The following is a 13,766-nucleotide window of genomic DNA, read 5'->3' as shown; positions in this document are numbered from 1 at the left end:
TTCGGATTGCAAGGGCGACCGGGATGAGGTTACGGAGTGTTCACCAGGGCGAACACCGGGACGGCGTGTTCTGGTCCGCAAAGAGAAGGGACGGGATGGTGAACGAACGTCGCGAAATTCGGCCCCTGGTCGCGGGAAATTGGAAGATGAACGGGCTGAAGGCGAGCGTCAGCGAGGTTCTGGCCGTCGGTGATGCCCTTCTCGGGCCGCTGGCATCTATTTCTGCCGACGTGATGATCGCGCCTCCTGCAACTCTTATCGCGGGGTTTGCGGGCTCCGTCGGGAATCGTCCGGTTTTGCTCGCCGGGCAGGATTGTCATGCCAAGCCGAGCGGCGCTCATACGGGCGATATTTCCGCTGAAATGCTCAAAGATGCAGGCGCGACCGCGGTGATCGTCGGTCATTCGGAGCGGCGTGCCGATCATGGTGAATCGAACGAAGACGTGAGGGCGAAGGCGGAGGCCGCACATCGCGCCGGCTTGATTGCGATCGTCTGCGTCGGAGAGACCAAGGACGAACGCGTCGCCGGTGCGACACTTGGTGTGGTGTCGACGCAACTCAAGGGGTCGCTGCCGAAGGGATCGAGCGCGGCCAATACGATTGTGGCCTATGAACCCGTTTGGGCCATCGGAACGGGGCTGACGCCGACGCCTGAAGATGTTCGAATCGTCCATGAAGCGATTCGCCACGATCTCGTGGATCTGTTTGGAACCGAAGGTGCCGGGATGCGCATCCTCTATGGTGGCTCGGTGAAGCCGGACAACGCCGCGACGCTAATGTCTGTGGAGAACGTCAACGGCGCGCTCGTTGGCGGCGCGAGCCTCAAGGCAAACGATTTTCTCGCCATAGTTCGCGCGTACGAGTCGAACTGATGCTGCTTCTTTTTCGACACGCCATCGCTATCGCAATCGCCCTGACTTTTTGCGCGCCGATTTCGGTGTGGGCGACGCAACCGAAGGTCGATCCTGATACTTGCAGCACGCTCCGGCTGGAACAGATCAAGTTCCGCGCGTCCGGTATTCTCGATGACATGAGCAAGGGACCGCAGTGGGCGAAATCCAATCTGCCCGCCGAGCGGCTGCGTGAAATCGAGCATTACATCCAGCTCGACGAGCAGGTGAAATTCGGCTGCCGGGACGCCAAGCTTTCGCCTGAAGCCGAGCGGGCAAGCGAGGCTGCGGCTCGCCTCGAACTCAATTCGGACGCCGATCCGACGGCTCCTGTCGCGCACGATCCGCCGAAGCCCGGTGCGGCTACCAAACCAGGAGCGCCCGAAAAGAAGGACGCGCCGAAGAAGGCGACCCACAAGAAGGCAAAGCCGGCCGAGCCGAAGGCGGAGAACGACAAGGCTGTGGCGTCACCGAAAACCAAGATTTCTCAGGAACGCGCAGCTCCGCCGCCACCGGTCATTCAGCAGCCCAGTTCGAGCGTCCAGGCCGCGGATACGTCGTCGGGCGCCAGTCCGCCTTACACGCCCGACCCGTCGTTGCCGGGGTTTGGGTTCGGGGAAACGGTGGTTATGCCGCACCCGGGGCAGTGATGGCTCCAGGTCCTTGACGAGCCGAAATGGCTCCCGAAGTAAAACAGGTTAACATTCGCGGCTTTATCCTTGCGTCCAAGGGCTGGTTCATCGCGACGGGCTAGTGTATAGGCGCACGCTTGCAGGGCTTGGCGCCCGCTCAATCCGGATCAAAATACCTATGGCCACCGTACTGCTCGTTATCCATTTGATGATCGCCGCGGCGCTTGTCGCCGTTGTGCTTTTGCAGAAATCCGAGGGCGGAGCGCTCGGGATCGGTGGCGGCGGTGGCGGCGGCTTCTTGACCGGGCGGGGAACGGCCAACCTGCTGACGCGCACGACAGCGGGCCTCGCGGCTGCTTTCTTCGCGACGAGCATTTTGCTGACGATCCTTGCGAATCATTCCGCACCGCGGGGCTCGGTCTTTGATAACGGGGCAGGGGCACCGCAGAGCGGTACGCAGGCGCCGGCAGCCGGCGGCGACGCTTCCAAGGCCGCGCCGGCCCGTGGCGGCATCTTGGACAAGCTCGACGCGCCCCGCGCGCCACTCGTCCCCCAGAATCAGTAGTCGACGCCTCAGTTTCATGTGCGCTGCCGGGGCCAGAGGTCCCGGCCAGCTAGACCCCCAGCGGTTTCCCTGCAAAAATGGGAAATCTTGGGGGAATACACATGGCTGACATCAGGTCGATCCGGCTCGGACGTTTGCACGGCCAAGCTTGGCGTTTTTTGGCGCTCATCGCGGGGAGCGGCGTTCTACTTCACCTCGGCGGTTGCGGCGCGACGCTCGGCGATCTGACGACGGCGTCAGTCACGAGTTATCAGGCCGCGAATTTGTTTGCGCCGGCCGGCTACAGCATCTCGGCCAATTCCGACGGCAGCGTTCATGTGACGGCGGCAGGCTCTCCGGGAACGCCGTCAGACCGGCTTGAAAAGATCGCGTTGGCCGCTGCCGCAGATTACGGCCTCCAGCAGCATCAGAAGACATTCACGTCCACGCCCCCACAGACCACATTCAAGTGCGGGAAGACGAAGATCGCCGAGAAGGGCCAACAGGTCACGATCAAGCCGACCGATCTTCGCGTCGTCGCGATAGACGTTACGTATGGTCGCGACGGCATTGCGCCTGCCGCGCGCAACACGCGTGAAACAGCCGACGCCCTGAAGGCGCAAATTTCCAGTGAAACGGTGCCTCCGGACGTGCAGGCTGCTGCGACGCAAGAGGTTTCACAGCAGTGCGGCAGGCCACTTTAACCGTCGGGTTCCTTTGATCTCTGAGCCTTGCGACCTTTTCGTTTGGTGAAGGTGCAAAAAAGCCGCTTCCGAATCCGGGGTCTGCTGTGCCAGAACCAAGGCCCATGCAGCGGTATATCTTCATCACCGGCGGCGTGGTCTCCTCCCTCGGCAAAGGCCTCGCGTCCGCAGCCCTTGGCGCGCTTCTCCAAGCGCGCGGCTATTCAGTTCGGCTCAAGAAGCTTGATCCCTATCTGAATGTCGATCCCGGGACCATGAGCCCCTATCAACACGGCGAAGTTTTCGTCACCGATGACGGTGCGGAGACTGACCTCGACCTTGGCCATTACGAGCGCTTCACGGGCGTGCCGGCGAAACAGTCGGACAACGTCACGACGGGGCGCATCTATCAGGACATTCTCGCCAAGGAACGACGAGGCGATTATCTCGGCGGGACGGTGCAGGTCATTCCGCACGTCACCGATGCGATCAAAAACTTCGTCTTGTCGGGCAACGAGGATGTCGACTTCGTGCTCGTCGAGATCGGCGGCACGGTTGGCGACATCGAGGGCCTGCCGTTTTTCGAAGCGATCCGCCAGCTCGGCAACGAGCTGCCGCGCGGCGCATCAGTCTTCATCCATCTCACGCTGATGCCGTACATACCGTCGGCGGGCGAGCTGAAGACCAAGCCGACGCAGCACTCCGTGAAGGAGCTGCGCTCGATCGGCATTCAACCCGACATTCTGCTTTGCCGGTCGGACCGTGAGATCCCCGTCGGCGAGCGCAAGAAGATCGCGCTTTTCTGCAACGTGCGTCCCGAAGCCGTCATTCAGGCGCTCGACGTTGCCTCGATCTACGATGTGCCGCTCGCCTATCATCGCGAGGGGCTCGATCGCGAAGTGCTTGCCGCATTCGGCATCACCGGCGCGCCGAAGCCCGATCTCATCCGGTGGGAAACGATCTCGCGCGGCATCGCCCAGCCCGAGGGCCAGGTGACAATCGCGATCGTTGGCAAATATACCGGCCTCAAGGACGCCTATAAGTCGCTCAACGAAGCGCTGGTTCATGGCGGCCTCGCCAATCGCGTCAAGGTCAAGCTCGAGTGGTTCGAGAGCGAGATCTTCGAGCGCGAGGACCCGGCGCCGTATCTCGAAGGCGTCAACGGAATTCTGGTGCCCGGCGGCTTCGGCGAGCGGGGCTCGGAAGGCAAAATCCTCGCTGCGAAGTTCGCACGCGAGCGGCGCGTTCCCTATTTCGGAATCTGTTTCGGCATGCAGATGGCGTGTCTCGAAGCGGCGCGGAACCTCGCCGGCATCAAGGATGCGAGTTCGACGGAATTCGGCGAGACGGGCGAGCCCGTCGTCGGCATGATGACGGAATGGATGCGCGGCAACGAGCTCGAGCAGCGGCGTCAAGACGGCCAGCTCGGCGGCACGATGCGGCTTGGCGCATACCAGGCGACGCTCGCCGAAGGCAGCCATATCGCCAAGATCTATCATTCGACTGAAATCTCGGAACGCCACCGCCATCGCTACGAAGTGAACATGCGTTATCGCGAGGCTCTCGAACGTGCGGGGCTGAAGATCGCCGGTCTATCGCCGGATGGTCTTTTGCCCGAGACGGTCGAGTATCCCGATCACCCATGGTTCATCGGCGTGCAGTATCACCCCGAACTCAAATCGCGTCCGTTCGATCCGCATCCGCTCTTCGCGAGCTTCATCGCGGCTGCCGTGGAGCAGTCGAGACTCGTTTAAGCGCTTGTTGGCCGCCGCCGTGCTTCGATGGGACCGGCGGTCTCAGCGGGTTTCGCTATAGATCTCGAACGCAGCTGCGAGCGCGCGCGCACCCGGCAGCTGGGCTTCCGATTCCATCTTGGCGTCGGTGGCGGCGATCAGCTTGGCGACCGTGTTGTTGATGATGGCGACCGAGTTGCGCTCGTAGCCGCGTCGCTGGAAGAAATTCGACGTCGGGATTTTCTTTTTCATCTCATCCGACATCGTGACCATGTCAAAGCCGGTGCCATCGCCCGTCAAGTTCATCATCTCGAGTTCGGCGGCAGTCAGCGGCTTGGTGTAGCCTTGGCGCTTGGCGTAGTTGACCGATGTCAGCAGCTTTTCGACCTGCAACAGCGGGCTGATATCGATATCGAGAATGATCGCGTGAATTCCGAGGCCTTTGGGCGTTTCCGCAAGCCGGGCGTGCGCGCTCCATTGATCGGGGACGGTCTGGCTGAACGCGATCATCTTTTTGAGTGTCGCGATTTTTTTCCGTAGCTCGACCCCGCGCGCATCGTCTGCCGCGTCGGCTTTCGCGCGCAGGGTGGATGCGAACTTATCGCCGACTTCTGCGAGCAGTTCGACGCTGTTTGTTGTCAGGAGCTGGTTGTAGCCGAGCGCTGTCGAGATCGCGCGCTCGCCCGGGCGGCCGTATTCCAATCCTGCTTGAATGGCGTATCCGCCTTCGCCGCCGGATTCGAACGCGTAGACCTTGACGCATTGCTCCGGCGTCAGTCCGGCTGCCAAAGCGGTTTGCGCATAGCTGTGCCTGTACTGATCATCGCTCGCCGGGCGCTCAGGAACGAAGCCGAAATGTTCTTTGGCGTGCTGCAGGAAATCTTCGACTACCGGCATGTACTCTTCGCCGGTTGGCCGCTTCTCCGGATCTTCGGGCTTGGGCGGACCTGTGTAAACGGGCGGTTGCTCGAGGACATAATCATCGAGGGTCGTGCGCTCTTTCTTGCGTTGTTTGGCGATCCGCAATGCGCGTTTTTCCGCGATCTTCGCCCAGTAAGGTCCGGCCAGCACTTCGTACTCGGCCCGTGCCTTCGTGTATTCCGCGAGTTTCTCACGGTACTGAGCGATCTTTTGCGCGAGATTGGCGGGTTCGGTCTGGGCGATGCCGTGTGCCGGCAATGCGATCATGCCGGCGGCCACGATCACGCAGATGGCCGCGCCGAGCCGGCGAACCGAAATCGATGAAAGTTTCATCAGGAGAGTTTCCCCCTCGGTTTTCCTTGCTGTGTGCCCTCTTGCCGCTGCAATCGCGTGTCCCTTTTGCTCGAGCGGGACCGGCCCTTTCTTATGTTCAAAGTAATCAATCTTTAGGGGGTTCTTATGTTCAGTCGAGATTCACGAGCAGAGACACGCGCGGAAACTGCCAGACCCAACACGACGCCGGCGGCGCCACCGCGCTTCTCAGGACCAATCGGCGTTGTGGCCAATGCCTCCACGCCAAGCTACCAGCCCACCACATCCGACAGGCCCACATCCATCCTGGGGCCCGACATTTCGATATTCGGTCAGCAGCTTATCCTGAAAACCAAAGGTTCGCTGTTGATACAAGGTCACATCGAGGGGGATGTGCACGGAGAATCCGTCACAGTCGATGACGGCGCCCACGTCAAAGGCATCATCACAGCACGCACAATCGCTATCCAGGGCGGTGTGAAGGGCGAGCTCAAGGGCTCGAACGTCATTCTGCACGAGCATTCGGTCGTGGAAGCCAACATCGTTCAGGAGCGGCTGACCGTCGCTGAAGGCGCGCATTTCGAAGGTAGCGTCAAGAAGGCGAAGGATGCCAGCGAAGTGACGCCGGACCTATCGTAGTGGTGGCTCAAATAAAAATCCCGGCGTCATGCGCCGGGATTTGACAACCTTCGATCTCCCGAGAAGTTGTGCGGAGCCTTATGGCGCGGGCGTTGCCGGGGCCGACGTCGTCGTGGTGGTTTCAGTTCTCACGTCGAGCTTGAGAACGCCGGTGTAAAGCAGGCCGCCGAACACGATTGCGAAGATGATCGCCGTTGCGAGCGCGTTCAAGATGCGGTTCGAAAACGAGATGAGATTGCCGATCAGGTCGAGGACGAACACGATCGCTGCGCCGATCAGGACCGGCTCAATCCAGGGGTAGGTTTCAAGGATATGCATTTCGATTGTCTCCACGCGTTTTTGTGATGCCGCCTTCCGAGTCGCGGCTTGCAAGTTCGGCTTAGCACGTGAAGAGCCAGGCAAAGCGACAAGGCCCACCGCAGGAAAGCTCGGGTTTCCGACTGAAGCTTTGAAGGCACAGTCAGTGCCCGGACAATGTCAGCTTTCCTTGGATACGCGCGGACCAAATTGGAGAAACAGTCGTCTGCAGGTTTGAAATGATATAACAATTCGTTTTTTCGATCACGAAAAGTTTGACCCGCGTTAGCGAAAAGAGATTGGAATTTGAGGGGTTGTTTCTCTAACTAGGTAACCAACAGGAACAACCTGTAGAAATGCCAGGAGGACGCACATGAAAGTCTGGATGAAGCCTGCAGTTCGCGAGCAGGAAGTTGGCCTCGAAGTCACCAGCTATCTGCCGGCTGAAATCGACCTCATCTAAAAGAATTCGAACCTTCGGGTTTCTGAACGGCGGCCTTAGGCCGCCGTTTTTGTTTGGGGTATGCGCCGGAAGGGGTCGCGAGGCTGAGCCTTGGAGGCTATAAACCCATCATGACTCAACATGAAATTCTGAAGCCTGCCGCCCACGTGCGCGTCCGCGACGTGGTGTTCGGCAACGACCAGCCGATCGCCGTGTTGGCGGGGCCCTGCCAGATGGAGAGCCGCGCTCATGCCCTTGAGATGGCGGCGGCTTTAAGCGAAATCAGCAAAAAGCTGGGTTTCGGGCTCGTCTACAAGTCGTCATTCGACAAGGCGAATCGCACGTCGCTTTCCGGCCGTCGCGGGATTGGGCTGGACGCGGCTCTGCCGGTGTTTGCTGAAATCCGCGAGACATACGGGCTTCCTGTCGTCACCGACGTTCACGAGGCTGACCAGTGTGCCGCCGTCGCCGAGGTCGTCGATGTGCTGCAGATCCCGGCTTTTCTCTGCCGCCAGACCGATCTCCTGATTGCCGCCGCGAAGACGGGGCGGGTGGTGAAGATCAAGAAGGGGCAGTTCCTCGCCCCTTGGGACATGAAGAACGTCGTCGCCAAGGTGACCGGGTCGGGCAACCCGAATGTGCTCGTGACCGAGCGGGGTTCGAGCTTCGGATACAACACGTTGGTCGTCGATATGCGGGCTCTGCCGCAGATGGCCGAAACGGGCGTTCCCGTCATTTTCGACGCCACTCACGCGGTCCAGCAGCCGGGCGGGCAGGGAACATCCTCGGGTGGCGATCGCCGGTTCGTACCGGTACTCGCGCGGGCGGCGGTGGCCGTCGGCGTTGCCGGCCTCTTCATCGAGACGCATCAGGACCCCGACAAGGCTCCGTCAGACGGGCCAAACATGGTCGCGCTCAAGGATTTCGGCGGGCTCATCTTGGAGCTGCAGGCGATCGACAAGGTCGTCAAACAGCGGATGAGCACGAGCCAGGCCTGACTCACGCTCATTCGAGGGTCGTTTCTAGAATTCGTTCGAGGAAATGCCGGGCCCGGCTTTGGACGTTTCCGACGAGCAGTGTAATCGGCAGTTGACGTTTCGTGGTTCGGGCCATCCGTGCGCAGCGGATGGCTTTCTATTTAGCGTGGTGGCTTCGACTTTACTTCGCACTCGCCAAGACGCAGTTCCGCTACCCGCATAGACGGGTGATCGCTTCGGCGAGCGTATTTTTTGAGATTTCGACTTCGTACTTTTAGGTAACGCGCCAGAACTTGGCCGCCAGCGAGGCGACGTGGGCCTTGCTTGTCAGAGCACCGAATTGCGCTTCCGTACCAACGCGGATGCCGGCGACGCAGGCATTGGGTTGGCAGAAGGCAGGGTGCGTTCTTCCAACGTTGATGGCGGCGATCGCCATCGACGTCATAAGCAGGCTCATGGTCGAGATGCAGGAGGCGTAGGCAAGGGCACGCGAGACAAGTTCGTAGTGCATGGTCAACCTCACAACGCGAGAACAGGGATGACAACACTTTCGCTTGCAGCTTGGCTTCGGGCCGTAAGAGAACTCGTGCCGAAGCCGATACGTTGAGAGTATGTCAACCTTGGTTAAGGAGCCGTTAAGGCTAACGAGTCGTGAAGATTATTTTTGCGCACTTCGCGCATAATGCCGCCGGCCCCCGGAAAGGGGCGCGCGTAGCCGGTCGAAAATATTAGCCTCGGTCAGCTCTTCATCTCGGCGCGAATGGCGCGGGCGATCGCACCGGCGCGCTCATCGATGAGCTGGGGAATTTCGCAGGCGATCGGGATATTGGCCTGCTTTTCCTGGAAGGTGCGGACCTCCCATTTGTACTTTTCTTCCTCGCTCGAAAGCTTCGAGATTTCGCCCACTGGACCCTGAGAGTCGTCGGTCGTACCGGTTTCGGATTCCGGGGGGAGGGTTATGCCTTCCTTCTCGATTTCCTTCGCACGCTCGAGCTGGCGTTTGTGGAAGCGCTCGATGCCCGACATGACAACCTTGCGATCCTCATTGGTGCGGGTGAGGACGGCAGCGAACAGCTCGGTCAACTTGGCGTCACGGCTATCGGCGGGAACACTGGCAGCGAACTTTTTGATCGCGGCTTCCGCTTCGTCTTCCTTGACCCGGCGAGAGATGAGGTACTGCGAGAGCTTTCTGATCGTCTCGTCCTTACGCCAGCTCGAAGTGTCTGTGATTGCCGGGCCGTCCCAAATCGTTGCGGCGGTCAATACTGGAACCTTGCGATAGACGCAGGGCCATTCGGCCTTCGCCGGCTCGTCCGCGACGGCGGGCAAAGCCATCAATGCGAAGGGGGCGATAGCCGTCACGATTTGCAGTCCGGCGCGGCGAAGAGAATGTCCGATCATGTCCATTTCCAACCTCAAGCTGAGCCGCCGGGGCCGCCGCGCCGAGCGATCAACCCTTTCGACGGATTGTAGGCAAAAACCGCTGCGGCAAGGAAGACGGCCGTGCAGCCGACGACGATGGCGAGCGAAACCGTATCGACCTGTCCATAAAGCCCGAAGCGTATCAATTCCACCGCATATGTGAACGGATTGAGCCGGCAGATTTCGTAAAGCGGAGGGCTCGCCTCACGGATGCGCCACAGCGGATACAACGCAGACGAGGCGAAGAACATCGGGAAGATGACGAAGTTCATGACGCCTGCGAAGTTCTCGAGCTGTTTGATGACGGACGACATGAAGAGCGCGAGGGAGCCCAGCATCAATCCGGCCAGGATGATCGCGGGTATGACGGTGATGTAGCCAGCAAACGGCTGAATGAACTCGGGGACGGAGAAGAGCGAGTTCACGATCGGGTCCGACATCTTGGTGATAGCGTCTCCTGCCCACGTCGGCGGATCGTAGAACGTGAAAAGCTTCACCTCGGTAATTGGCGGCGGCTGAATTCCCCAGAACCATGCGACGAGCATGAAGGCGTAGGCCTGCAGCAACGCAACCGAGACGCCGCCCAGAAGCTTCGACAGCAATAGGAACGAACGCGGGAAGGGGCTGACGAGAAGCGTTCGCATCGTTCCCGTCTCGCGATCGTAAACCATCGACAGCGATGACTGCATCGCGTTGAAGAGCAGGATCATCGCGATAAGGCCGGGGGCGATATATTCCTCATAGAGAACGTAGGTTTCATACGGCGGGATGATCGACACGCCGAGCGTTTGCCGGAAGCCCGCTGCGAAAATGAAAAGCCAGATGAGCGGGCGCACAAGCGCCGACAAAAACCGCTCGCGCTGATGGAGGTAGCGAAGGATTTCGCGCCAAACGATGCCCTTGAAGCAGGCCCAATAACCGGACACGCCGAGGCGCCGGCGGGCCGCATCATCGCTTTCGTGATAGCCTCGGCCGAGGGGTTCAGAGCCTGTCGTGACCGCTTGCGTCGCCATCAGGCGGCCTCCTCGATCGTGCTTTTCGTGCCGGTGACGCTGCGAAATGCTTCGCGCACGCTCGTCGTGCCCGTAAGTGTCAGAAGTTGCGGAACAGGGCCATTGTAGAGAACGACGCCCTTGTGAAGAATGACGACCTGGTCGGTTGGCAAAACCTCATCCATGAGATGAGTTGCCCAGAGGACGCCGAGGTGTTCCCTCGCGACGAGATCGCGGACAATTTTGATGACGCTTTCGCGAGAGCCGAGATCGAGGCCAACGGTTGCCTCGTCGAGCAGCAGCAGGTCGGGACGATGCATCATCGAGCGAGCGATCTCGACGCGGCGAAGCTGCCCACCCGAAAGTGCGCGAACTTTCTCGTTGGCGCGATCTGCGAGGCCGACGAGTTCGAGCGCCTGGCGGGCGCCATTCTCCGCCGCGCGGCCCGCGAAGCCATGCAGGGCTGCGTGATATTTGAGGTTCTGCATCAAGGTCAAATCGACATCGAGCGTGCGACTTTGAAAGACGACGCCGAGACGCTGTAGCGCCTGGGAGGGCCTGCGGCGCACATCGAAACCGCGAATGACGATCTCGCCTGAGACGTTGTCGTAGAGGCGCGTGATGAGCGAAAACAGGGTGGACTTGCCCGCTCCGTTGAGGCCGAGCAGAACGACGAACGCGCCCTGTTCCACCGTCAACGAAACGCGGTCGAGAACTTTCCTGTCGCCGAAGCTGTGGCTCACGCCGCTGACGACGAGGGCCGGCGTGCGTTCGGCGTCCGTCGGGGCTTTCGGTGCCATTGTCGTCAGTGCCTCACGTTATTTCTTCGCAATCGTTACTTGGGCGAAATCACGACGCCCCAGGGATAACGCCCGACCTTGATCGATTTGATCGCCTTCTGACTGGCAACGTCGATTGCGGTCACATCGTTCGATGCGCCGTTGGTCGTGAGCAAAAGTTTACCGTCCGGCGTGAAGTACATCTGCCAGACGCGCTGGCCAACCAGAATGTATTTCAGGACCTTGAAGGTCGCCGTATCGATGACGGCAACGCGATTTGCGGGCCCGAGCGCGACGAAGGCCGTCTTTCCGTCCTGAGTGATGCGAATGCCGACGGGCTGGATCGCTTCCTTTTCGACGCCCGGAATCTCAAAATTGATTTTCGTGATGATCTTGCGGTCGGCCGGGTTGATCACCGCGACGGTGCCGCCGACTTCGGAGGACACCCACAGCTGCGTCTGCGCCGGGTTGAACATTGCGACACGCGGACGGCTATCGACGAGGACGTTGTCGAAGGTCTTATGGTTCTCGGTGTCGATGAAGTGGGCCATGTTCGTCGTCTCAGACGTGTTGACGAGAACCTTGCCATCGGGGCTCATCCCCATTCCTTCGGGTTCGACGCCGACGGGGATTTCGGTGAGGACCTTTGAGGATTCGATGTCGACGACCGTTACGAGGTTGTCGTCCTCGTTGGCGATGTAAAGCCTCTTGCCGTCAGGGTGCAGCGTCAGCAGTTCGGGGTCCGGACCCGACGGCAGCGTTTTGACGAATTCGAGAGTTTTGGCGTCGTACACCTTCACGTCGTTGTCGTCGCTCGTGCAGATGATGACCCACTTGCCGTCGTTGGACATGACGATGCCGCGCGGCCGTTGCCCGATCTTCACCGTCTTGATGACTTCGAGCTTGTCCGTGTCGATGACGGAGAGGCTGTTGTCCTTCTCGTTCGTAACGTAGGCGGTGTAGGCGCTTGCGGATGTTGCGTAGCAAGACGTCAAGAGGGCAGCGGCGAACACGGGCAATGCATGCGAAATTCGGGGCATTCTCGTCTCCAGGTGGAAGGATCTCAATTTGCGAAGGCTCACCAGCGCGGCAAGATCAGATCGGATCATTGCGTGTAGGCCTTGCACTTCGTCTCCGGTTTATCGATGCCCAGCGTATCGAGGACGCTGAACTGGTGAAGGAAGCCCTGTTGCGGCGAGACGCTGACGAGCTGCTTCGGCGTCGAAACGATGATCGGTTCCCGGAACTGGCCATTCCAGGACCGGAAGCTCGTTGCCACGCCCTTGAAGGCCGCGACCTCGAAATTCGGGGAATGCATAAAATCGCGAAGCGTTTTGAAATCGCTCGTCTGCTTACGCGAAGCGGCTTCGCCGACGGCGCGCGTGGCGACCCAGGCATCATAATCGACCGGGCGCATGATGCGGCCCGTCAGCTTCTTGAAGCGGTTCTGGAATTGGGTCCCGCCCCACAGCTCTAGCGCTGGGTGCCAGCTCGATGGTTCCAGGCCAGCGGAGCCTACGATCGGGCGAGGAACCCACGTCCGATACGCGAAATAATCAGCGAACACTTTGTCCTCGTCGACGACCAGGACAACGTCGTGATCCTTGGCACCTTGCATGAACTGCGGGATCTGCTGCTGAATTTGCTCGAATCCGCCGTCGGCGCGGCGGTTGCCGGTGTCGATCTTGAACTGCCGCTCTTCTACGATCTTGGCGCCGAATTTTTTTGCGGCCCGGCGATAGGCGTCGGCGAGAAGCTGGTCCTTCGGACTCGGGCCGACGACGAGCAGCCAGTTCGGCCATTTTTTCCAGACGAGATACTGGGCAAGCGCATCGGCGAGCATCGTGCGGGTTGGTGCCGTGTGCAAGACGTTGGCGCGGCAGTTTTCCTCGCGCACGCTATCGTCGGGGTTGCCGACGTTGAAGATGAGGGCCGGTTTGTCCTTGAACGCATCGGCGAATTTCAGAAGCGACTCCGGCGTCAGGTCGGCGATGATGAAGCTGTCGCCGCTTGCGACCTTCTCGGTCGCGCCCTTGATCAGCTCGTCGATGTCGCCTTCGAGGACGTCCATTTTGAACGTCTGATTGAGGAAGCGGCCGGTCGTGTTGTTGTCGGCGATGCCGAGCTTGGCGCCCGCGATGCCGTCATCCGCGTTCGGCTGATCGAGGAGCGATAGGGGAAGCTCCTTCGAGCTATTCTCCTTAACGTAAAGAATTTGGATGTTTACGCCCTGGGGTTGTGCCGAGGGGATCGGAATGGGAACCGGCTGCGGGCTAGCGTCCTCCGCGGCGGCGGGTGCTGCAAAAACCATCGCAAGTAGAAGAGCGGTACAGGCCGCGGTCTTCCAGCTCGATATTCCGGAGAGTTCGGTGGGCCGGGTGCTCGGGAATGCCAATGATCCAACTCCAATCGGTCCGTTAGCGGGGGTAGCCGCACACCGCAAAGTGTTACTGTGTTGCTAAAAGGGGGTGGGCGTCCGCCTTGTCAAGCTGGCGGCTCCCGC

At 60.2% G+C, this 13,766-nt stretch carries 16 protein-coding genes; 8 read left to right on the top strand and 8 right to left on the bottom strand.

Translation table 11 applies throughout. The features are described from left to right. Positions 1 to 95 precede the first annotated feature (95 nt). The 5 genes from tpiA to G359_RS13060 all read left to right on the top strand — a co-directional run bounded on the left by tpiA (position 96) and on the right by G359_RS13060 (position 4,503). Positions 96 to 872, top strand: coding sequence for a triose-phosphate isomerase (gene tpiA / locus G359_RS13080; protein ID WP_045836485.1), 777 nt, complete (start codon positions 96 to 98; stop codon positions 870 to 872). Continuing rightward, positions 872 to 1,540, top strand: a complete 669-nt coding sequence (locus G359_RS13075; RefSeq protein WP_045836484.1) for a hypothetical protein — start codon at positions 872 to 874, stop codon at positions 1,538 to 1,540. Before tpiA ends, G359_RS13075 begins: the two co-directional genes overlap by 1 nt. A 160-nt stretch (positions 1,541 to 1,700) precedes the next feature. After that, entirely contained in the window at positions 1,701 to 2,087 is a 387-nt protein-coding gene (gene secG, locus G359_RS13070; protein ID WP_045836483.1) for a preprotein translocase subunit SecG, read from the top strand. Between the two features lie 101 nt (positions 2,088 to 2,188). Continuing rightward, positions 2,189 to 2,770, top strand: coding sequence for a hypothetical protein (locus tag G359_RS13065; protein WP_045836482.1), 582 nt, complete (start codon positions 2,189 to 2,191; stop codon positions 2,768 to 2,770). Between the two features lie 104 nt (positions 2,771 to 2,874). Further along, positions 2,875 to 4,503 carry a CTP synthase gene (locus tag G359_RS13060; protein WP_045836481.1) on the top strand — a complete coding sequence of 543 codons (1,629 nt, stop codon included), beginning with the start codon at positions 2,875 to 2,877 and terminating at the stop codon, positions 4,501 to 4,503. A gap of 42 nt (positions 4,504 to 4,545) precedes the next feature. On the opposite strand, the gene G359_RS13055 is transcribed toward G359_RS13060, so the two are convergent. Next, complete coding sequence (locus G359_RS13055; protein ID WP_045836480.1) at positions 4,546 to 5,736, bottom strand: hypothetical protein; 1,191 nt, start codon at positions 5,734 to 5,736, stop codon at positions 4,546 to 4,548. 126 nt (positions 5,737 to 5,862) lie between these two features. On the opposite strand from G359_RS13055, the gene G359_RS13050 reads away from it, so the two are divergent. Further along, positions 5,863 to 6,354, top strand: coding sequence for a bactofilin family protein (locus G359_RS13050; RefSeq protein WP_045836479.1), 492 nt, complete (start codon positions 5,863 to 5,865; stop codon positions 6,352 to 6,354). Between the two features lie 78 nt (positions 6,355 to 6,432). On the opposite strand, the gene G359_RS13045 is transcribed toward G359_RS13050, so the two are convergent. Continuing rightward, complete coding sequence (locus tag G359_RS13045; protein WP_245280024.1) at positions 6,433 to 6,672, bottom strand: hypothetical protein; 240 nt, start codon at positions 6,670 to 6,672, stop codon at positions 6,433 to 6,435. A gap of 352 nt (positions 6,673 to 7,024) precedes the next feature. Between G359_RS13045 and pqqA the strand changes: the two genes are divergently transcribed. Both pqqA and kdsA read left to right on the top strand, forming a co-directional pair. Continuing rightward, positions 7,025 to 7,114, top strand: coding sequence for a pyrroloquinoline quinone precursor peptide PqqA (gene pqqA / locus G359_RS13040; RefSeq protein WP_045836478.1), 90 nt, complete (start codon positions 7,025 to 7,027; stop codon positions 7,112 to 7,114). Between the two features lie 110 nt (positions 7,115 to 7,224). Further along, entirely contained in the window at positions 7,225 to 8,091 is an 867-nt protein-coding gene (kdsA, locus tag G359_RS13035; RefSeq protein WP_045836477.1) for a 3-deoxy-8-phosphooctulonate synthase, read from the top strand. 253 nt (positions 8,092 to 8,344) lie between these two features. On the opposite strand, the gene G359_RS13030 is transcribed toward kdsA, so the two are convergent. From G359_RS13030 to G359_RS13005, 6 genes are all read right to left on the bottom strand, one after another. Next, a complete protein-coding gene (locus tag G359_RS13030) occupies positions 8,345 to 8,581 on the bottom strand; it encodes a hypothetical protein (protein ID WP_045836476.1) in 237 nt (78 codons plus the stop codon). A gap of 227 nt (positions 8,582 to 8,808) precedes the next feature. Then, on the bottom strand, positions 8,809 to 9,471 hold the full coding sequence (locus tag G359_RS13025) for a hypothetical protein (RefSeq protein WP_045837987.1): 663 nt from the start codon (positions 9,469 to 9,471) through the stop codon (positions 8,809 to 8,811). A 14-nt stretch (positions 9,472 to 9,485) separates the two neighbouring features. Further along, positions 9,486 to 10,505: an ABC transporter permease gene (locus tag G359_RS13020; protein ID WP_052699367.1), complete on the bottom strand. Its 1,020-nt coding sequence runs from the start codon at positions 10,503 to 10,505 to the stop codon at positions 9,486 to 9,488. Beyond that, positions 10,505 to 11,284 (bottom strand): ABC transporter ATP-binding protein, encoded by a 780-nt coding sequence (locus tag G359_RS13015; RefSeq protein WP_045836475.1) that lies wholly within the window; start codon positions 11,282 to 11,284, stop codon positions 10,505 to 10,507. Before G359_RS13015 ends, G359_RS13020 begins: the two co-directional genes overlap by 1 nt. A gap of 35 nt (positions 11,285 to 11,319) precedes the next feature. Next, positions 11,320 to 12,303: a YVTN family beta-propeller repeat protein gene (locus tag G359_RS13010; protein WP_045837985.1), complete on the bottom strand. Its 984-nt coding sequence runs from the start codon at positions 12,301 to 12,303 to the stop codon at positions 11,320 to 11,322. A 65-nt stretch (positions 12,304 to 12,368) separates the two neighbouring features. After that, positions 12,369 to 13,574, bottom strand: coding sequence for an ABC transporter substrate-binding protein (locus tag G359_RS13005; RefSeq protein ID WP_045836474.1), 1,206 nt, complete (start codon positions 13,572 to 13,574; stop codon positions 12,369 to 12,371). Positions 13,575 to 13,766 lie beyond the last annotated feature (192 nt).

The organism is Hyphomicrobium sp. 99 (genome assembly GCF_000384335.2).
Lineage (GTDB): Bacteria > Pseudomonadota > Alphaproteobacteria > Rhizobiales > Hyphomicrobiaceae > Hyphomicrobium_B.
This window is presented reverse-complemented; position numbering and strand designations above follow the sequence as displayed.